Origin of the sequence: Williamsia sp. DF01-3 (assembly GCF_023051145.1) — a bacterium.
Taxonomy (GTDB): domain Bacteria; phylum Actinomycetota; class Actinomycetes; order Mycobacteriales; family Mycobacteriaceae; genus Williamsia.
This window is the reverse complement of record NZ_JALKFS010000005.1, coordinates 4,400,174-4,420,110: the sequence shown is the minus strand read 5'-3', so window position 1 is coordinate 4,420,110 and position 19,937 is coordinate 4,400,174. Positions and strand designations below refer to the sequence as shown.

18 protein-coding genes are annotated in these 19,937 nt (G+C 66.0%); 13 read left to right on the top strand and 5 right to left on the bottom strand.

Annotated features, from left to right (window positions below; genetic code table 11):
* Window positions 1-75: 75 nt before the first annotated feature.
* The 3 genes from MVA47_RS22825 (at window position 76) to MVA47_RS22815 (ending at window position 2,968) form a co-directional block, all read left to right on the top strand.
* Window positions 76-975 (top strand): alpha/beta fold hydrolase, encoded by a 900-nt coding sequence (locus MVA47_RS22825; protein WP_247209979.1) that lies wholly within the window; start codon window positions 76-78, stop codon window positions 973-975.
* Entirely contained in the window at window positions 962-2,389 is a 1,428-nt protein-coding gene (locus MVA47_RS22820) for an alpha/beta hydrolase domain-containing protein (RefSeq protein ID WP_308280591.1), read from the top strand. The genes MVA47_RS22825 and MVA47_RS22820 overlap by 14 nt, the downstream gene beginning before the upstream one ends.
* A gap of 72 nt (window positions 2,390-2,461) precedes the next feature.
* A complete protein-coding gene (locus MVA47_RS22815; protein WP_247209978.1) occupies window positions 2,462-2,968 on the top strand; it encodes a metallophosphoesterase in 507 nt (168 codons plus the stop codon).
* A 35-nt stretch (window positions 2,969-3,003) separates the two neighbouring features.
* Here the strand turns inward: MVA47_RS22815 and MVA47_RS22810 are convergent, their stop codons facing one another.
* The gene (locus tag MVA47_RS22810) at window positions 3,004-3,696 is read right to left on the bottom strand and encodes a class I SAM-dependent methyltransferase (protein ID WP_247209977.1); all 693 of its coding nucleotides are present in this window, start codon (window positions 3,694-3,696) and stop codon (window positions 3,004-3,006) included.
* Window positions 3,697-3,737: 41 nt separating this feature from the next.
* Between MVA47_RS22810 and MVA47_RS22805 the strand changes: the two genes are divergently transcribed.
* Entirely contained in the window at window positions 3,738-4,706 is a 969-nt protein-coding gene (locus tag MVA47_RS22805; RefSeq protein ID WP_030165052.1) for an NADPH:quinone oxidoreductase family protein, read from the top strand.
* 15 nt (window positions 4,707-4,721) lie between these two features.
* Window positions 4,722-5,003, top strand: a complete 282-nt coding sequence (locus MVA47_RS22800) for a DUF2277 domain-containing protein (protein ID WP_062798993.1) — start codon at window positions 4,722-4,724, stop codon at window positions 5,001-5,003.
* On the opposite strand, the gene MVA47_RS22795 is transcribed toward MVA47_RS22800, so the two are convergent.
* The gene (locus MVA47_RS22795) at window positions 5,000-5,899 is read right to left on the bottom strand and encodes an amidohydrolase family protein (RefSeq protein ID WP_308280590.1); all 900 of its coding nucleotides are present in this window, start codon (window positions 5,897-5,899) and stop codon (window positions 5,000-5,002) included. The genes MVA47_RS22800 and MVA47_RS22795 overlap by 4 nt on opposite strands.
* A gap of 130 nt (window positions 5,900-6,029) precedes the next feature.
* On the opposite strand from MVA47_RS22795, the gene MVA47_RS22790 reads away from it, so the two are divergent.
* Window positions 6,030-7,121 carry an NAD(P)-dependent oxidoreductase gene (locus tag MVA47_RS22790; RefSeq protein ID WP_247209976.1) on the top strand — a complete coding sequence of 364 codons (1,092 nt, stop codon included), beginning with the start codon at window positions 6,030-6,032 and terminating at the stop codon, window positions 7,119-7,121.
* Between the two features lie 3 nt (window positions 7,122-7,124).
* On the opposite strand, the gene MVA47_RS22785 is transcribed toward MVA47_RS22790, so the two are convergent.
* From MVA47_RS22785 to MVA47_RS22775, 3 genes are all read right to left on the bottom strand, one after another.
* Entirely contained in the window at window positions 7,125-9,434 is a 2,310-nt protein-coding gene (locus tag MVA47_RS22785) for a molybdopterin-dependent oxidoreductase (RefSeq protein WP_247209975.1), read from the bottom strand.
* 78 nt (window positions 9,435-9,512) lie between these two features.
* Window positions 9,513-11,624, bottom strand: coding sequence for a molybdopterin-dependent oxidoreductase (locus tag MVA47_RS22780; RefSeq protein WP_247209974.1), 2,112 nt, complete (start codon window positions 11,622-11,624; stop codon window positions 9,513-9,515).
* Window positions 11,621-12,577 carry a spirocyclase AveC family protein gene (locus MVA47_RS22775; protein WP_247209973.1) on the bottom strand — a complete coding sequence of 319 codons (957 nt, stop codon included), beginning with the start codon at window positions 12,575-12,577 and terminating at the stop codon, window positions 11,621-11,623. Before MVA47_RS22775 ends, MVA47_RS22780 begins: the two co-directional genes overlap by 4 nt.
* 249 nt (window positions 12,578-12,826) lie before the next feature.
* Between MVA47_RS22775 and MVA47_RS22770 the strand changes: the two genes are divergently transcribed.
* The 7 genes from MVA47_RS22770 to MVA47_RS22740 all read left to right on the top strand — a co-directional run bounded on the left by MVA47_RS22770 (window position 12,827) and on the right by MVA47_RS22740 (window position 19,934).
* Entirely contained in the window at window positions 12,827-13,258 is a 432-nt protein-coding gene (locus tag MVA47_RS22770; RefSeq protein ID WP_247209972.1) for a TetR/AcrR family transcriptional regulator, read from the top strand.
* Window positions 13,258-13,440 (top strand): TetR-like C-terminal domain-containing protein, encoded by a 183-nt coding sequence (locus MVA47_RS22765; protein ID WP_247211022.1) that lies wholly within the window; start codon window positions 13,258-13,260, stop codon window positions 13,438-13,440. Before MVA47_RS22770 ends, MVA47_RS22765 begins: the two co-directional genes overlap by 1 nt.
* A gap of 214 nt (window positions 13,441-13,654) precedes the next feature.
* Window positions 13,655-15,157 (top strand): wax ester/triacylglycerol synthase family O-acyltransferase, encoded by a 1,503-nt coding sequence (locus MVA47_RS22760; RefSeq protein WP_247209971.1) that lies wholly within the window; start codon window positions 13,655-13,657, stop codon window positions 15,155-15,157.
* 13 nt (window positions 15,158-15,170) lie between these two features.
* On the top strand, window positions 15,171-16,553 hold the full coding sequence (locus MVA47_RS22755; protein ID WP_247209970.1) for a wax ester/triacylglycerol synthase domain-containing protein: 1,383 nt from the start codon (window positions 15,171-15,173) through the stop codon (window positions 16,551-16,553).
* Window positions 16,550-17,710, top strand: a complete 1,161-nt coding sequence (locus MVA47_RS22750; RefSeq protein ID WP_247209969.1) for an alpha/beta hydrolase — start codon at window positions 16,550-16,552, stop codon at window positions 17,708-17,710. The genes MVA47_RS22755 and MVA47_RS22750 overlap by 4 nt, the downstream gene beginning before the upstream one ends.
* Before the next feature lie 61 nt (window positions 17,711-17,771).
* Window positions 17,772-18,371 (top strand): TetR/AcrR family transcriptional regulator, encoded by a 600-nt coding sequence (locus MVA47_RS22745; RefSeq protein ID WP_081729679.1) that lies wholly within the window; start codon window positions 17,772-17,774, stop codon window positions 18,369-18,371.
* Window positions 18,372-18,689: 318 nt separating this feature from the next.
* On the top strand, window positions 18,690-19,934 hold the full coding sequence (locus MVA47_RS22740) for an ABC transporter substrate-binding protein (RefSeq protein ID WP_247209968.1): 1,245 nt from the start codon (window positions 18,690-18,692) through the stop codon (window positions 19,932-19,934).
* Window positions 19,935-19,937: the final 3 nt, after the last annotated feature.

Genomic DNA, 19,937 nt, shown 5'->3' with positions numbered 1-19,937 from the left:
CGCAACCGCTTTCGCAGAGTGTTTGCACTGTGCAAATCATTGGTGGGACGGAGCGTGCTCAGTAGACTGCCGCAGGTGACCAATGGGGCAAACGGCGGCGGGACCACGCCGGAGCAGGTGACCGTCGGTGATCTGACGTTCGACATCTCGGTGTCGCGGCCGGAGTCACCGCCGGCAGGGACTGTGCTGATGCTGCACGGGTTCCCCGAATCGCGAGCATCCTGGAGAGCTGTTGCCGACCTGCTGCGGGACGCCGGTTACGCGACGATCGCACCTGATCAGCGCGGTTACTCGGCCGGCGCCCGCCCCGTCGAGGTCGACGCCTACCAGCTCGACGAACTCGTCGCGGACGTCATCGCCATCTGTGACGCACTCGGGCTGGACACCGTGCATCTCGTGGGACACGACTGGGGAGCTGCCGTCGCTTGGACCGTGGCCGCGCGGCATCCCGAACGGATCTCGTCGCTGACCGCCGTATCCGTGCCGCATCCCGCAGCTTTCGCGTGGGCCAAGAGCGAAGACCCCGAGCAGCGGGAGCGTTCGGGGTACATGGAGTACTTCCAGATACCGGATGAGCCCGAGTTCAATCTGCTGGCCGACGATGCCGCTGCGCTGCGGATGGGTTTCGGGGATGCGGTTCCCAGTGATGTGGCCGACCAGCATGTGCGGGTCCTCAGCGCGCCCGGGGCGATGACCGCCGCTCTGAACTGGTACCGCGCTCAGACCCCGGCGAGTGAAGACGTTCCCGTCGTCGACGTACCGACCACGTTCGTGTGGAGTTCGGGCGACATCGCGATCGCGAGGGCCGGAGCCGAGCGTTGCGGCGAGTTCGTGCGCGGCGACTACCACTTCATCGAGATCCCAGATGCCTCGCACTGGCTGCCCGACGAGCATCCGGAGGCCATCGCCGACGCGATACTCTCGCGCATCGGCCGGTCGCCGGCCACCACGGCACGAGGGGATGCGCGGACATGACACCACCGATGAGGATGACTCCCGGTCGCTACAGAAAGGTCGCCTGATGGGCGTCGAGTTCGCGGTGCTCAGCGGAGGTGCCGGCCTGTCGCTGATGTCGGCGGTGCCCGGCCCCGACCTGGCCGGCGCCGGGTATGACGAGGGTGAATACGCGGTGTCGGGGGTGGCGACGAGGTACACCGCCGCCGACCTGCCGGCCGATGGCCGTTTCGACATCGAGCCGGTCGATGACGCCGAGTTCATCACCCGCGTGGTCACGCGAGCGCCCGCCGACGCCGAGCGCTTCAACGGCACGCTGGTGGTGGAGTGGCTGAACGTCAGCAGCGGACAGGACGCGGCCCCCGACTACACCTACCTGAGCGAGGAGATCGTCCGGGGCGGATACGCCTGGGTGGGGGTGTCGGCGCAGTTCTCCGGCGTGCAGGGTGGCTCGGCGACGGTGGCCGTCGGTGATGGCGCGCCGAAGGGCCTGGTCGGTGCCGACCCGGAGCGGTACGGCGGCCTGCATCACCCCGGCGACGGCTACAGCTATTCGATCTTCTCGAAGATCATCGACACCTTGCGAAACGGCTCTGCGACCCCGCTGGCCCACCTCGACATCCAGCGGGTGCTGGCGGTCGGTGAGTCCCAGTCCGCGCTCGCCATGACCACGTATGCGAACGGCGTCCAGCCGCATGACCGTCTCGTCGACGGGTTTGTCATCCACAGCCGGGCAGGCGCCCCCATGCCGCTCGGGGAACCTGGCCGGGCCATCGATCTCGTCGCCGCTCTGGGTGCACCAGCCGTGCGAATCCGCGACGATCTCGACGTCCCGGTGATCCTCGTGCAAACCGAGACCGACATCTTGGGGCATCTCTGGTACCACCCTGCCCGACAAGACGATTCGGCCCGACTGCGACTGTGGGAAGTCGCAGGCAGTGCGCACGCCGACCGATTCCAGATCGGTGATTTCGAGACGTTCCTGGGATGTCCCACCGCGGTCAACGACGGCCAACAACGCTTTGTCGTCCGGGCCGCCCTGCGTCATCTCGCTGCCTGGGTGAGCGACGGGCGCGAGCCGCCTGCCGCCGAGCAGATGGCGGTGGACGACACCGGGCCCACTCCGCGGTTCGTCACCGATGCGGTGGGCAACGTCGTCGGGGGAGTGCGCACCCCGAGCGTGGAGGTCCCGACGTCGGTCCTCAGCGGGTTCAGCACGGCCACGGCGTCTCGGATCTGCCAGCTGTTCGGGTCCACCGTCCCGTTGTCCCCGTCTGAACTCACCACGATGTACGGCACACCCGAGGCGTATCTCGAGCAGTACACGGCTGCCGCCGACGAGGCGATCGCGCGTGGTTTTGTCCTCGGCGAGGATCGCGCGGAGATCCTCGGCGATGCCCACCGCGCCACTGCCGGGTGGTCGGCAGGCCGATGAAGGCGTAGATCGAAGGTTCCGATCGACCGATCGCCGAGTGAGACCGCGGCCGCGGGCGGTAGAACTGTGGTCGTGAAACTGTTGCTGCTGGCCGACACCCACATCCCCAAGCGCGCCAAAGACCTTCCCTCGGTCGTGTGGGACGAGGTCGACCGGGCGGATGTGGTGATCCACGCCGGTGACTGGGTCGACCTGGCAAGCTTCGAAGCACTCGAGCGCCGGGCGAAACGACTGATCGCGTGCTGGGGGAACAACGACGGCCCTGATCTTCGCTCGCGCATGCCCGAGCGCGCCGATGTGACCCTCGGCGGGCTGCGTTTCACGGTCACGCATGAGACCGGCGCGTCAGTGGGTCGGGACAAACGGATGTCGATCGCGTACCCCGACACCGATGTCCTGGTGTTCGGTCACAGCCACATCCCGTGGGACACCACCACGGGCACGGGTCTGCGTCTACTCAATCCCGGTTCGCCCACCGACCGGCGCAGGCAGCCGTATTGCACGTACATGACTGCTCGCGTGGCCGATGGCGACCTCGGCGATGTCGTTCTGCATCGGATCGAGAAGGTGAACCGCTGACGCCAGGCCCATGGCCGGGCGTCAGCGATCAGGGGTCAGGCCGGTAGCGGCTGACCCGGTGTTCCGCTGTCGCGACGCAGCACCCGGAGCGACCCCTGCGCGCCGACCTCCGTGAACTGCCCTGTCTGCAGGGCCTTCTCGTAGATCTCGAACGGTGGCCGGCCACCGTCCTCGGGGTTCGGGAACACGTCATGGATGAGCAGGGCGCCGCCCACCCGCACCCACGGTGCCCACCCCGCGAGATCGTTCTGGGCTGCTTCGCTGCTGTGGCCACCGTCGATGAACACGAAGTCCGCGGCCCGGCCCCAGACCTTTGCCGCCGCCGTCGAGGTGGCGAGCAGTCCGATCACCGTCTCTTCGAGACCGGCGTCCCACATGGTCCGCCGAAACCGGGCCGAGGTGTCCAGTGTTCCCGTGTGCGGGTCGACCAGCGAGGTGTCGTGGTACTCCCAGCCGGGCTGATGCTCTTCGGAGCCACGATGGTGGTCGATGGTGACGATGGTGGCGCCGGTCGGTTCTGCGGCGGCTCCGAGGAAGACGGTCGACTTGCCGCAATAGGTTCCGATCTCCACCCCGATGCCTACCGCGTCGGGAGCCGACAGGTATTGCTGCGCAACCCGGTACAGCGCGACGGCCTCGTCGATCGGCATGAAGCCGGGAGCCTCGGCCGCGGCCTGCAGGTGCCGTTCGCTCGGCTGGTCGTTTCGGGTTTCGGATACAGATGTCATACCGGTGATCCTATCGGCGCCTCCGCGTAGGGTTGTGCGTTATGAAGGCGCAGATACTCACCGAAGAAACCGGCCCGAGCGGATTGTCCCTGAACGAGGTCCCGGATCCGGAACCCACCGGCACCCAGGTGCTGGTCGACATCAAATCCTGCGGCGTCTGCTTCCCCGACCTCCTGATGAGCCAGGGCAAGTACCAGCTCAGGGTGCCGACTCCGTTCACCCCGGGCACCGAGGTGGCGGGTGTCGTGTCGTGGGTGCCCGAGGGATCCGACCTGTCGGTGGGCGACCGGGTTCTTGTCATGTCGGTGGTGGGCGGTTTTGCCGAAAAGGTGGCTGCGGCGCCCGAGCAATTGCTGCCCATCCCGGACGGCCTCACATTCGACGAGGGTGCCGCCATGGGCATCAACTTCCAGACCGCGCTGTTCGCGCTGAAGACACGTGCCCATCTCGAACCGGGTGAGACCGTCGGCGTTCTCGGTAGCGCCGGGGGTGTGGGCGTGGCAACCATCCGCGTGGCAAAGGCAATGGGCGCCAGGGTGATCGCCATCGTGCATCGCACCGGTGCCGAAGAGATGCTGCGGGAGATGGGCGCCGACGAGGTGGTTCAGCTCGAGGAAGGCTGGGGCTCGCGGATCAAGGAACTCACCGGCAACGGTGTCGACGTCCTGATCGACCCGGTGGGGGGCGAGGTGTTCGACGAGGCGCTGCGTCAGGTGGCCCCGGACGGCCGGTTCGTGGTCATCGGGTTCGCGGCAGGCGGTATCCCCACGGTCAAGTTGAACCGGGTGCTGTTCCGGAACATCTCGGTGGTCGGAGCTGCCTGGGGCGAGTACGTCCGCACCCACCCCGGACTTCCGGCGCAGATCCACCAGGAGCTGACCACCATGATCGCCGACGGCATGCGGCCACCGGTGAACGTGACCTATGAACTGGCCGATCTGCCCCAGGCTCTCGACGACCTGGCGGCAGGCAAGGTCCTCGGCAAGGCGGTAGTCAAGATATCGGAATAATGGGAGTGGAAAACAATGTGTCGCAACATCACTGAGCTTCGTGGACTCGAACCTCCGGCCACCGACGTTGAGATCGAGGCCGCGGCCCGCCAGTACGTTCGCAAGGTCAGCGGCGTGCAGAAGCCGTCCGAGGCGAACCAGCAGGCGTTCGAACTCGCGGTCCTGCGGGTGACCGCTGCGACGCAAGAGTTGCTCCAGTCGTTGCCGCCCCGGCGACAACCCCCCAAAACCGTTCCGCCTCTGCGTCGTCCCGAGGTGCAGGCGCGGATCGCGGCGCGAGCGGCGCGCGGAGCCTAGTCGAGACCGAACAACTCCGACGCGTTGTGGTGCAGCACCCGGCGTAACCACTCGTCGCCCATGTCGAGTCGGGTGACCGCACGAAGTGCCGTCGCGTAGCCGTAGGGGATGTTGGGGAAGTCGCTGCCCCACAGGACGCGGTGACCCAGATCGGCCAGCTGTGCCCTGCGGTCGCCGGGAAACGGTGCCATCTCTTCAGCGAAGTCGGTGAATGCCATCGTCGTGTCGAGATGAACCCGTTCGTGGTGGCTTGCGATATCAAGAAAGTCCGCGTATTCCGGCATGCCCATGTGCGCGATGATCAACGTCAGCTCCGGAAACCGCTGCAGCAGTTCGGCGATGGGCTCCGGGCCGGTGAAGGTCCCCGGCGCCGGGCCTGATCCGCAATGGATGACAACCGGTGTCCCCGCATCGGCGACGGATCCCCACACCGGATCGAGCAGTGGGTCGAGCGGACTGTAGTCGCCGACCTGGATGTGCGCCTTGAACACCGATGTGCCCGATTCGATCGCGGCGTCGACGTACGCCGGTGCAGAGGGCTCCGGGTAGAAGGTGGCAGTTCGTAGACAGTCGGGGGTGTGCGACGCGAACTCCGCGGCCCAGCTGTTGAGCCAGGCGGCCATGTCGGGTTTGTGCGGATAGATCATCGACGTGAATGTCGTGACCCCGAAATCGCGCAATGTCTGTACTCGCTGTTGTTCGTCGGTGCGGTAGGTGATCGGCCACGGCCTTCCGACGAGCGGGCCGGCGGCATCGAAATAGGCCCAGACCTTGTCCATCACCGACTTCGGCATGAAATGGGTGTGGACGTCGATCAGTCCGGGGAGGTCCAGGTCGCTCCAGATGCTGCGAACGGCGTGCACCTCTGCCGGGGACGAGGGGGAAGGCTCGGACACCTCGCCCACGCTACCGATTGCGCTGCCGTGGTCGACATCGGCTGGATGGACTCATGTCCAGACACCTGTATGTTTTAATGGTGGAGTCCGGCGGGGAACTGCCCCGCGAGTCCGCGATAAAGGTGTGTCGATGTCAACTGATCGCATACTCGTCACAGGAGCTTTCGGCCTGGTGGGTGCCGAGTTGGTCCGCACCCTGCTGGCCGGTGGCCACGATGTGGTGGCCACCGACCTCGACATCGAGCCCAATCACAAGAAGGCCGCTCGGCTCAGAGGCAGCAACGGGCTCGCCGGCAGGAACGGGCTCGACGTCAGATGGGCCGACCTGACCGATCCCGCCGCACTGAATGCGCTTGTGTCCGCGGTTCGTCCGACGGCCATCGTGCACTTGGCCGCAGTCATCCCGCCCGCTTGCTACGCGCGCCCTGACCTCGCCCGCAAGGTCAACGTGACGGCCACGCAGTCCCTGGTCGATGCCGCTGTTGCCCAACCATCCCCGCCGCGGTTCATCCAGGCATCAAGCGTGGCCGTGTACGGGCCGCGGAACCCACACCGGGTGGACGATGTCCTCACCCCGGATTTGGCGTCGGCACCGGCGGACCTGTACGGCGCGCACAAGGCCGAAGCCGAAAGCATCGTCGCCGGTTCGCATCTCGACTGGGTGATCTTGCGGCTGGGCGGGGTACTGACCGCCGAACCTCGTTGGGACATCGACAAGGACCTCATCTATTTCGAAGGCTTGCTGCCCACGGACGGCCGCATCCAGACCGTGGACGTGCGCGATGTCGCCCATGCGTTCGCCGCAGCCGCCACCGGCCAGATGAGCAAGGAGATCTATCTGATCGGCGGTGACGAGTCGCACCGCATCACACAGGGTTTCCTCGCTCCGGCTGTCTCGGAGGCGATGGGTCTCACCGGTGGACTCCCCATCGGCAGGGCAGGAAATCCGGGCAGCGACCGCGACTGGTTCGCCACGGATTGGATGGACACCAGCTCCGCGCAGGCGGCCCTGGGATTCCAGCGGCACACGCTTGCAGACCTCATCGCCGAGACCCGCGATCGGGTGGGTGTCAGGCGTTACCCGCTGCGGGTGATCGCCCCGGCGATGCGCAGATACCTGCGCGCTCAGTCGCCGTATCGCCACACGCCGGGCCGGTTCGCCGATCCGTGGGGAGCGATCGCCTCCAGGTGGGGCAACCCATCGCCCGACTCAGTGTCCTGATGATCAAAGGTCCTGTGAGACAGCCGATGTGACCCGGCACGGTACGCCGTTGACCACCTGTGTGTTGCTCGGCACGTCGTACAGCTCTGGCGGATTGAGCAGATTGGAGTTCGAACCGGGGTGCGTGTTGGCGGTGGCGAGCCTCGTGCCGGCCACGCCGTGCCCCCAACCGTGCGGAAGGCACACCACCCCCGGCATCATCTCGTCACTCACCTCCACCGGTGCTGTGAGTGAACCAGCAGACGTGGTGATCTCGGCGGCCGCACCGTCGATGAGGTCCAGCCGTGCAGCATCGGCTGGGTGCACCAACACGGTGCAGCGGTCGCGGCCGCGCATGAGTGCGGGGACGTTGTGCAGCCACGAGTTGTTGGATCGCAGATGCCGCCGGCTGATGAGCACCAACTCGTCGGCTTCGCGGTCGATCCGCCGTTCGAGTCGGTTGATGTCGGCGGTCAGGTGCGGATGCACCAGTTCGATGGTGCCCGAGGGTGTGCTCAGAACCTCGTCGAGACGGTCGCCCTCGAGTTCGCCGAGCCTGAGTCCGTTCGGGTGGTCCCGTACATCGTCGAGTGTGAGGCCGCCGGGTCTTCGACCGAGATCATCTCCCCACGGCCCCAGCCTGATTCCCAGATCGACGAGTCGTTCGGGTCCCACACCCCGGAGGGCTTCAAACGAAGCGGTGGCATCGCGGCCGGCCAAAGGCGTGTCGGAGCTGGTACACAGGGTTGCCACCAGGCCGCCGACATAGAGGTCGTCCATGGCGGCCACGTCCACGTCGGGGACCGGGGTGCCCAGCACGGCGCCGCTCAGCCGTAGCAGGATCTCCCACTCGGCGGGCCGGCCCGAGTCCGGGGCGAACACCGGCTCGGACCACTTCACACACGACGCGGTTGCGTAGTTCCAGTACAGGTCGTCGGCGTGGAAACGTTCCAGCGGAGACAGTCCGGGCAAGATGACATGGGCGTGGCGGGTGGTCTCGTTCAGCCAATTGTCCACCGAGACCATGGCGTCGATGGTGCCGAGAGCGGCGTCGAGCCGAGCCGATCCCGGCGCCGAGATCACCGGATTGCCTGCCACACTGATGAAGGCGCGGATCTGCCCGTCACCGGGCGTGTCGATCTCCTCGGCCAGGACACTGACCGGGAACTGGCCGAACACTTCGGGGATGCCTTGGACTCGGCTGTGATACCGGCCGAACTGCCACCCGGGTGCATCCTGATCGGGCGGCTTCATGAACATCGGTGACCAGACCGCGGGTTTCGGAAAGAGTGCGCCCCCAGGGCGGTCGATGGCGCCGAGCGCGGTGTTCAGCACAAAGACCAGCCACGTGGCCAACGACCCGAATTCCTGCGTGCACGAACCGATCCGGCTGTACAGGACAGGGCTATCGGCATGTGCGAGCCCGGCGGCGAGTCGACGGATAGAGTCGGCGGAGACGCCGCATACCGGTGCCACGCGTTCGGGTGCGAACGGCGCTGCCATGGCGATCGCATCGTCGAGTCCGGTGACCCGGCCCTGAAGGTGTTGCGGCCGCTTCACCCAGCCGTTCGAGGCGAGGGTGTGCAAGATCGCGAACAACAGCAGGGCGTCGGTGCCGGGACGGATGGGTACCCACTCGTCGGCACCCTGCGCGGTGCGGGTGCGTCTGGGATCGATGACCACGACCCGGCCGCCGCGGCGCGAGATTCCGCGGATCTTGCCCATCACGTCCGGCGCCGAGAGCATCGAACCCTGTGACGCAGCGGGGTTGGCGCCGAGCGCCACCAGGTGATCCGTGCGGTCCAGGTCTGGGATCGGTGCGTTCCACATGCCACCGAACAGCAGTGCGCCGACCACATTGAGTGGCCACTGATCAACCGTGCCAGGGGAGTAGTAGGTCTGCATCCCCGCCGCCTGACCCATCCCGATCAGGCCGCCGATGTAGGAGCTCAGCGACACATTGTGTGCCGCCGGGTTTCCCACGTAGACGGTCAGCGCCCGCGCCCCGTGACGTTCGAGGACCGGTCGCAACACCCGCTCCGCCTCCTCGTACGCGTCGTCCCAGGACACCGGAACATGTTCGCCGTTCGCGCGTTTGACCATGGGTTCGCGAAGACGGTCCGGGTCATCGTGCAGGTGCCCGAGGACGGTCCCTTTGGGACACAGGTGTCCACGCGACCATACGTCCTCGCGGTCGCCGCGGATCGATGTGACGGTGTTGCCCTCGGTGTGGACACGAAGACCGCACATCGCCTCGCACAGTGGGCATGTCACCGGATGGTCGGCCGGACCAGCCAAGAGGTCCGGGTTCCCCGGTTCAGCTCGGTCGGGCATGGGCGATCACCTCGATGGGAACCCCGTTCATCCGTGCCATCCCCGCGAGCCGCTCGAGATCAGCCGGGTCGCTGGAGATCAGCTGATTGACGTTGGCCCCCCGCTGCCCGAATCGGCACGGGCGGCGTCGTTTGCGCGTGTCCAGCCGCCGGAGCCGTTGTGTCCCCAGCCATGCGGGATGGCGACGACGCCGGGTGAGATGTCCGCCGTGACAGTGATCGGCAGGACTATCTCGCCGTGCGCCGACCGCACCGACACGATGTCACCGTCCGCGACCCCGCGGGCATCGGCGTCGTCAGGATGCATACGCGCCGTGTGACTTCGCCCGCCGCGCAGGAGCATTGGCGAATTGTGCTGCCAGGTGTTCTCCGAGCGGACCTCACGCATCCCGATCAAAAGCAGTGGCAGGTCCGCGGGCTCGTCGAGATCGAGGCGCCCACACTCCTCGATGAGCTCCGGTGCATCCAGTTTCACCTTGCGACCACGATGGGTGACCACGGTGCGCAGCCGGCCGGGACGGAGGTGTTCGGCGACCACGACGCCACTGGGCTCGGCTCGCAGCCGCGCCAGATTCAGGCCACGCCGACGAATGCCGAAGCGATCGCCGCCCTGACCCAATCTGATGAGGCCGTCGATCACCCTTTCCGGGTCCACCGGACGCGCAAGCCTTCGAGAGGCTCTGTCCACGAACGCCATTGCCCGCATCTTGGTCGACAGGTCCGCAAGGCCGCCGGCGAGTTCGTTGAACACCTGCCACTCGGGGCGGCTCTCACCCATGGGCGCGATGACCGGGTCCGTGGCCTGTTTGAAGGGTGTGGTGTAGAGCGACTGGAACATCAGCACGTGATCGGGACGTTCGTACATGCTCGGAGCCGGGAGGATGAAGTCGGCTTGGGCATTGGTCTCGTTGCGGTAGAGGTCGAAGGACACGCAGAGATCCGTCTGCCCGAGCGCATTGGCGAGTTCGGCGCCATTGGGTACCGACAGCACGGGATTGCCCGCGCAGAGGAACAACGCCCGCAGCTGTCCGGGCCCGGCTGTGGTGATCTCCTTGGCCATCAATGACGCCGGTGCCTGCCCGGCCACCTGAGGGAATCCGCCGATGCGGCTGGTACGTGCGCCCCAGCCGAATCCGCCCGACCGCTGCATGGCACGTGCGATCGCGCGCTCGGCTGGAAAGCCCATCGTGCCGAACATGGAGCCGCCGACCGAGTCGAGATTGCCCGCAAGCAGATTGACGATGTCGAGCAAGGCGGTGGTCAACGTACCGTTCCGGCCCAGACACGTGCCGACGCGTCCGTAGACGGCTGCGCGAGATGTGCCGGCCAGATCGCGCGCGAGCGTGCGCGCTGTCGCCGCCGGTACCCCCGTTCGCTCCTCGGTTGCCTCGGGTGAATAAGGAGCACTGAGCTTCTCGATGGCGACAACGCCCGTCGCCTTTGCGGCGACTGCTCGGAGGTCGACGAGCCCCTCGGCGAACATCACGTTGACGAGCGACAGCATCAGCAGGGCATCGGTGTCCGGGCGGATGGGCATCCAGTCGAACTCACGGGCGGTCTCGGTGCGCCTCGGGTCGATCACCAGCACCCGTCCGCCTCGCCGGCGGACGCCGACCAACTTGTCCCGAATCCGCGGAGTGCTCATCAAGCTGCCGTGGGACACAACCGGATTTGCCCCGACCACAACGAGCAGCTCCACCCTCTCGATGTCCGGGATGGGTACGGCGAGGGCGTTGCCGTAGAGGAAATGGCTTGCAGCGTAACGGTTGTTGGCGTCTTGGGAATTGGAGCTGTAGATGTGTGGGCTGCCGAGCATCTGGAAGAACAGTCCGCTCCAGATCATCAGTCCGGTGTTGAAGACCGATGGATTGCCGAGGTAGCCGCCGATCGACTCGCCACCGTGCTCGGTGTACACCTTGCGCAGTCGGGCGATGATCTCCGACATCGCCGAGTCCCATGACACCCGATCGAAACCACCGTCGGGCCGTCGGCGCAACGGATGCAGAACCCGATCGTCGTCGTTGACGATGTCGCTGAACGCGATGCCTTTCGGACAGGCGTATCCCTCACTCAGCGGATGTGCTGGATCAGGTCTCAAACGGAGCAGGCGGCCGTCCGAAACGGTGGCGATCATGCCGCACATCGGTTCGCAGATACGGCAGAACGTTGTCTTGTCCACGGGCGCGGTCACGGCGACAACCAGCTCGGCGCGGGTGCGACCGTCGACCCTGACAACACCATCAGAGCGATGTTGTACGCGAGGAACGCCACGTTGAGAAGACCCGCGAGGGCGAGCAGTCGCACGACGACCGGCAGGGCGCCCGGCAGCACGTCGATTCCGGGATCGAGAACACTGAAGCGGTGGTCCCCGCGGAAGAACATGAGCATGCCCGGTAATGCCCACAGGAAGCCGAGCATGATGCCCTCGTACACCGGCCACTGATCGGCGGTACCCGCGCTGATCGCGAGGTTGTCGGCCACCCGGTTCCACACGAGCAGGCCCTGTGCGATCCCGGCCATCTCGAATGCGGCGTCCAGGACGACGAAGATGAGCCATACCGACAGCACCAGCAGAAGTGGTGGGTGGAGACCGATGCGGTGAAGTCCTCGCAGGATGGCGTAGCTGAGCAGACCGAAGATGGGGAGCAAGGCGAAGAACACCAGGGCCTCGAACAGTGGCTGCGAGAGGGTGGGCCCGTCGACGGGGGAGAACGGCAGGTGACGCACCCAGTCGCCCCGATCGCGAAGATGGGCGTTGTAGGTGAAGTTGTGGTCCAGAGCGTTGACGAGGGGTTCCTGCCAGTAGACCGCGGACCACGCGAAGGTCAGCAGCAGCGGCCACGTGAGTCCCTTTGCACGCCAACAGGAAAAGACCAAAACCGCGATCCAGACAACAGTCAAAACGATCAGGATCGCCTCCGCGCGATCGACATTCGCCATCACCGAGGCCGGCACCGGGTCGTTGCCTTCTGGCTGTTTCGCCGGATCGGCGAGAAGCCACGCAATATAGCCGTAGGCCTGGATCGCGACGAAGAACAGTCCGACGGCGGCGAGGATCAGCGCCGTCTTCGACGGTCGCAGTGGACCTTTCGTGCGGCCTGGATGCGTCGGCACCGTGTCTGACGTGACAGGGGGTCCGGACATGAGTGCTCTTCCGTCCTGCAGTCGGCCACCTCGTGGTGGTCGCGTGGATGGGCTGTTGGATGGTGACCAGGAGTGGTGGTGTCATAGTGCAAACATGTGAGACCTACGTCACATTTCCTGGTTTCATTCAGTCACAGGGCCATCTGAGGTGTCAATACTCGCGGGCTCTTGGCTGTTGGCGACTTCCCCCGTCTCGGTACGAAGGAGTAGCGTCTGTAAACGAATCTCTTTAGTCGCTAGGAGTCCTCAGTGTCCATTGACCACCCTTCGCCCACGCGTGCCGCGGCGTCCGAGGTGCGGGCCGCGCGCCGCAGCCGGATGACGCGCGAGAGCGTGATCTCCGAGGCGCAGGCGCTCGTCGACGAGCTGGGTACCGAGGCGTTGACGATGACGGCACTGGCCTCCCGATTGCAGGTGCGGGTGTCTTCGCTCTACAACCACGTCCACAGCCTCGAAGAACTGCGCAGCGAACTGCAACTCCACGCGATGCGTGAACTCGGTGACCTCGCGCGTAGGGCCGCCATGGGGCGTACCGGGGTGGACGGTCTGCGGGTTCTGGCCAGGGTATTCGTCGATTATGGCGAGCGCTGGCCCCATCGATGCCGGTCGCTGTTGCGAGTTCCCATCGACCTGCCTGCATTTCGTGCCGCCAGCGCGGAGGCGGGGAGGCCCTCGCGGTGATGATCCGGACCGCCGGTGTGCCCGAAGGCCGGGTGCTGCAGACGCAGCTCGCGCTGTTCGCGGCCATCAACGGGTTCGTCTCACTGCAGCTGTCCGGGTTCTTCGATGTCGTGGGCAACGCCGACGACGTGTTCGAACAGATCCTTCAGGGCGCAGTCACCGCTGCGGTCCTCAATAGCTGAACCCGCTGCAGGCCACCGACGGCTGACGAGGGCCGGCCCGCGGTGATGTGACATATCTGGCTGTCGCGGTCCGTGCCTGCTCACGCCCCGATGTCGCCGAAGACCAGCGTCGATTCGATTGACAACGTAGTGTCGCGGTTGTACGAATGGCATTCGACAGAAACGAATACCTTTCGTTTTCGCAATCGACTCCGACGAGGACACCATGCGGCGCTTGAGTGGAACCGACTCGCTGTTCCTGGCGGCCGAGACACCGTCGTGGCATCAACACGTCGGTGGTCTCACGATCTTGGAACCGGGGGAGTCTGGACTCGGATACGACGACGTCGTTCGGCTCACGCGCGAGCGGATGGAGTACGCCCCCAAGTTCCGCTGGAAGCTCAAGCAGGCCCCGTTCGGGCTCGATCGCCCGGTGTGGGTGGATGATCCGGATTTCGACGTCCGGCATCATGTGCACCGCATCGGTGTTCCCTCACCCGGCGGCGCTCGAGAGGTCGGCGAGGTGGCCGGTCTGCTTCTCAGTGCCCAACTCGACCGCAACCGCCCGCTCTGGGAGGTCTGGCTGATCGAAGGCCTCGCCGGTGGACGGGTGGCATTGCTCATGAAGTACCACCACTGTCTGCTCGACGGTGTCGCCGGCGCCGGTCTCGCCACCGCCATGCTCGATGTCGAACCAGACGCGACAGCGCCGCTGGTGGCCAAGCCGTCGCGCGAGGAATCATCCGCCGGCGATCAGGGTGTGCTCGACGTCGTCGGCGGTCTCGCGAACAGATGGGTCAAGGGCCCCGCGACCTATGCGCGTTATGGATTCGACGTTCTCTCCAAGGCCGCCGCCGTACTGGATGGGGCACGCAGCGGTGGATCGTTGGCCTCGGCCATCCCGAGAGGCCCGAGCACTCCGTTCAATGCGTCGATCGGAGTCCGCAGGCAGCTGGCGTTCGCAGGCATCGCGTTCGACGACATCCGTCGCATCAAGGAGGCGCACGGGGTCAAGGTCAACGACGTGGTGCTGGCGTTGTGTGCCACCGCGCTGCGCACCTATCTGCTCGCGCACGACGCCCTGCCGGATCGCTCTCTGGTGACGGGCGTGCCGGTGTCGACCCGCGCCGAAGGCGACGACACGCAGGACAACCAGATCACGACTGTGTTCGTGGAGTTGGCCACGCATCTCGATGACCCGATTCAACGACTCAAGACGGTCAGTGAAACGGCAGCGGGCGCCAAGGAGATGTCGAAAGCAATGAGCGCCAAGCAGATCCAGTCGCTGGGTGAAGTAGCCGCCCCGCTGATCCTCGGTACCGCGATCCGGGCGATCCATTCGACCGAGCTGATCTCACGGATGCCGCTGCGGATCAACACCCTCATCTCGAATGTCCCCGGTCCGCCGCTCCAGCTGTACATGGGCGGCGCCAAGGTCACCGGCATCTACCCCAGTTCGGTGATCCTGGAGGGGATGGGCCTGAACTTCACGGTGCTGTCGAACATGGAGCGGATGGATTTCGGTCTGCACGTCGACCCGAACCTGGTTCCCGATCCGTGGGAGATCATCGATGCGCTCGATGAGGCGCTTGCCGAGTTACTGGCGGCAAGCGGTCTCGAAGGTCCCACTGCCGTTGATGATCCGTTTGCTGCCGACGAGCAGTCGGGCGGATCGGGCGATGAGACGCAACGGCCACGGTCCACGACGGGCCGGCGGACAGAGAGCGGGGTGAAGTAGTCCGATGGAGCGCATGACCGGACCGGACGCGTTGATGCTCAACATGGAGACCTCGACGACTCCGATGCACACCCTGAAGGTCGCGATTCTGGACTCGTCGAACCGTGGCACACCGGTGACCCTCGCCGAACTGCGCGCGCTGGTACCCCTCTATCTCGGCCACTTCCCCCGGGCGACTCAGCGGATCGAAGCGCTGCGTGGCCATCGCGGACGTCCTTTCTGGGTGCCCGACATGAGCTTTCGGATCGCCCACCACATCGATGAGCACACCCTTCCGGCCCCTGGCGATCAATCGCAGCTCGATGAACTGCTGGCCGCGCTCGCCACGAAACGGCTCTCTCGCGATCGGCCGCTCTGGGCCATGACGCTGGTACACGGGCTGCGGGGCGATCGTCAGGCGGTGGTCATCCGGGTGCATCACGCGGTGGTGGACGGTCTGGCGGCGCTGAACTGTTTCCGCACGGTGACAAGCGACAGCCCGGGAGCGACTGCGGCTGAACCGAATCCCTGGTCGGTCGACGACGCCACACCTCCTGAACGCGCCGAGATGCGTGCGATGGTCCGGCGAGAATCGGTTCGCCTGATGCGCGACCTACCGCATGTGGTGGCAGATGTGTATCGCACCGGGGTGGCGGCCCGACGTTTCGAACAGCGCCGAGCCGTACCCCACTTCATGGGAGCCGACCGCACGAGCTTCAACACCCCGAGTTCACATCGGCGGCGCTGTGCCAGTGCGTCGATTCCGCTCGCCGACGTGCGGCGGGTGGCGGTTGCCACGGGCACAACCGTCAACGGCGCGTTTCACGGGATCGTGGCAGGCGCGATCCGCGCGGAGCGTCTGGCCCGCCGAGAGCGCACCGATCGTCCCGCCGTCGGGATGTTCGGGGTGTGCCGCGACCTCTCCTCGCCCCGCCGCCAGGGCAACGAGCTGGCGACGGCCACCGTCTACCTCCACACCGAGATCGTCGACCCTGTCGAGCGGGTGCGCGCCACCGCATCGAGTTGCGCTGCGGCCGTGTCCCTTCGCAGGCAGCTGGGTTTCGACCTCACCGAGCATCTCGCGACCTACACCGGTCGCCTGGGACCCTGGGCGCGTCCGATCGCAGCGCCCATCGCGCCTCTGGTGATGAACCACATCACCACGGCGAACATGCCAGGACCGAAAGAACATCGATGGATCGGCGACGTGAAAGTGGAGCAATGGACGTCTTTTGCACTGGCGATAGCCCCGGCAGATGTCAACCTGACCGCGTACAGCTACGCGGGGCAACTGTCGATGGGCCTGATCACCACACCCGAGTCCATGGCTGACCCGGCAGCATTCCTTGGCCGGGTCCAGTCGTCTCTGGACGAACTGACCTCGGCACTGCGCACGGCTGAGGTGCTGGATCGATGACGGCCACACCCGGGCCGGATCGTGGCCGCTGGCAGAACAGATTCGACTCGTCGCTCACACGGATGTCGCTGCTGGCCGAAGTCTTGCCCCGGGCGGTGCTGAGCTCGCGCAGCGCCAGCCATCGCGCCGCGGCCACGGGCATCCCACCGTCGGCGTTCGGCGTCCGCCAGGTGGGTGAAACGGCGCTCGACGAGTTCTTCATCGCCGGCTTTTCGCTGCTGCGCGCCGTGCCCGATGAAGACGACATCAGAGCGAATGTGGACAGGTGTGCGCTGGTGGGCAGCAGGCTCAGGGCGCTGCCGATGACCGAGGCGAACCCGGAGCCCCCCGAGCTCCGAATCCAGCGGTCGATCCGCCGAAAATTGGGTCCGGTGGCGTACGAGCGGCTCGACTACGCGAGTCCAGACCCCCACGCTTTGCTGCTCTCGGGCGACAAGACCAAGACGGCGGCGACCGTGCGTGTCCTCGAACACCGCGAGCGGGGGCACCCGTGGCTGCTCTGGATCCATGGCGCCGGTCAGGGCCGGATCGACGACCTGATGTCGTTGCGCGCAGCGTTCCTGCACGAGGAACTGGGCTACAACGTCGTGTTCCCGGTCCTGCCCGGGCATGGGTTGCGACGCAGCAAAGGCGTGACCTTCCCCGGCTTCGATCCGTTGGCCAACGTCGCGCTCACCGCTCGCGGGATCGCGGAGGTCCGTGCCCTGGTCCGGTGGATGCATGCGCAGGATCCGACCCCCATCACCGTCGGTGGCATCTCGCTGGGTGGTCCGGTCGCCGCAATCGTGGCCGGCCTCGAACCGCAGGTGCAATCGGTGATCGCAGTGGTCCCGATGCTGGACCTGCACGCAACCATGGCCCATCATCTGCTCCGCGGCGGTGACCGGGGTCGTGCGATCGCGGACCTGTTGCGGTCGGATCCGGTCCAGGACGTGACGAGCGTGGTGGATCCCCTCAGGGTGGTACCTCATGCGCAGGCGGACCGCCGTCTGGTGGTGGCCGCCCTGAACGACAGGGTGACCTCGGTTGCCGCCGCGGAACGTTTGCACGCCCATTGGTCGGGGCCGGTGCACTGGTACCCGGGTGGACACATCGGCGGGGTGATGTCGTCGGCCGTGCGTGCGGCGATCACAGACTTCGCCTCGGCGCAGACCTAGAACGGCCCGCGCCTGAGGCGCCCTGTGCCGAGTGGTCGGCCGGAGCAGGTTGGTGACCCCCATGGCGGTCGGGGTACCGTTGCCAGCTGTGCCTGATCAGTCCCCGGTTGAAGCCACTCGTCGACGACTGACGGGCAAACGTGCCGACACGGTGTTGAAACTGGGTGCGGCCACCGTCGAGGTACTCGGCGAAGTGGGCTACTCGGAGCTGACGGTGCCTCTCGTCGCGGCCAAGGCGGGCCTGGCCCGCGCGACCGCCTACATCTATTTCTCCTCGAAGGAACACCTCGTCGCAGAGGTGTACTGGCGTCGGCTGACCACGGCCACACCTCCGGCCAACGACTCTCCGGAGATGATCGAGCGCGTCGTGAGCGTGCTGCGGTACCTGGCCCTCAATGTCGCCGACGAGCCCGAGTTCGCCGCGGCGGTGACGCAGGCATTGCTCAGCAATGACTCCGACGTCGAACAGCTCCGCTTCCAGATCAGCCGCGAGATCCATCGACTCCTGGTGGCAGCCGTCGGGTCTGAGGGGAGCTCCAGAGATGTGGGACTGCTGGAGTTGGTCTACACCGGTGCGATGGTTCGCGCGGGTATGGGTCACCTGTCCTACGGCGAGGTCGCGGACCAGCTCGAGGCTGCCGCGCGCCAGATTCTGGCCTGAACGCTCGCGCCTTCAATAGTCAAGTCGTCTAATAGCTTTCGCCAGTTCCTGGCGCTGAATGCGCGCTGGGTCCGGTGCCTGCGACCGCTGTCGAGATCTCCACTCAATCACACAACTGGACACCCGTCTATACGGTTGACGATACGAATGTCTGTGCGTAATGTCTGACTGGCTTCGAACAAAGTGATCTGCATCACCAGCCGCCCCATCTCCCGCTCCTCGCGAGCCCACTGAGAAACCAGTCCTCCGTCGTGGATGGCCGGGCGATGGCGTCTGGCGCTCGATCGCCCCATCCATGGATCGTGAAGGGTATGAAATATGAAGTCACGCAGGACAAGTCGCAGCCGCGGCCAAGTCATCTTCGGTGTCGGTGCCTCGGTGTTGTTGACAGTTCTCGGCGTCAGCGCGTGCAGCGACGGTTCCGACAGTGACTCCCCGGATTCGTCACTGCCCACAACATCCCTGCCGGCGGACGCGGCCACAGGCGCCCCGATCAAGGTGGGCTTCATCAACAGCGAAGGCGGCTCGTTCGCCTCTTTCCCGGCCAACCGCGAAACCGCTCAGGCGGCAGCCGAATACATCAACGCCAACGCGGGTGGGGTGGACGGACGGCCCGTCGAACTCGTCATCTGCAAGCAGCAGGAAGAGCCGGCTTCGGCCACGAACTGCGCCAACCAGATGGTCGAGCAAGGTGTTGTCGCAGTGGTGGTTCCCGGTGGAGCCCAAGGCCCGGCGATGTTGCCGATCCTCTCGGGCGCAGGTATCCCGTACGTCGGCCCGGTCGGCGTCACCCCCGTCGAGCTGACCTCGCCGGACTCCTTCATGTTCACCGCCGGACTGCCCGGCGTGCTCGCCGGTATGGCTCAGTACTCGGCGCAGAACGGCATCAAGAAGCTGGCCCTCATGTCGGGTGACGGTGGAGGCACCCCCGCGGCGATCTCCGCGATCGGTAACCCGATCTTCCAGGCGGCAGGTATCGAACTCAAGGTCGTACCCATTCCGACCGCGGTGCCCGACCCCACGCCGCAGCTCACCGCAGGGCTGTCCGACAACCCCGATGCCGTCGCCATCGTCGGCGACGCCAACATGTGCATCTCGGTGCTGAAGACCATGCAGACCGTCGCCCCGGGCAAAGACCGACTGGTCGTGCCCACGTGCGTCGCCCCTGACGTGGTGAAAGCCGTTGGCGGACCGGTCATGGAAGGTATCAAGGACTTCACCACCGTCGACATCTACTCAGACGATCCTGACTCGGTGCTCTACCGCTCCGTGATGGCGCAGTACGCGCCGGAGACCGACATCGGCGGCTACGGCTACACCGGATACCAGGGCGTTCTCGGCCTGTACCGGGTGATCGAGAACTTGACCGGCGACATCTCGCCCGCAACGGTGACCGGAGCGCTCAAGGCAGCCAAGGACATCCCGCTCCCCATCGGGGCCGGACTGAAGTTCACCTGCAACGGCACCGCGATCCCGCAGTTGCCATCGATCTGCAGCAAGACGTTGCTCGTCGGTCCGGTCGACAGCGAGGGCAAGCCCTCGAACCTGACGAGCGTCGGCTAGATC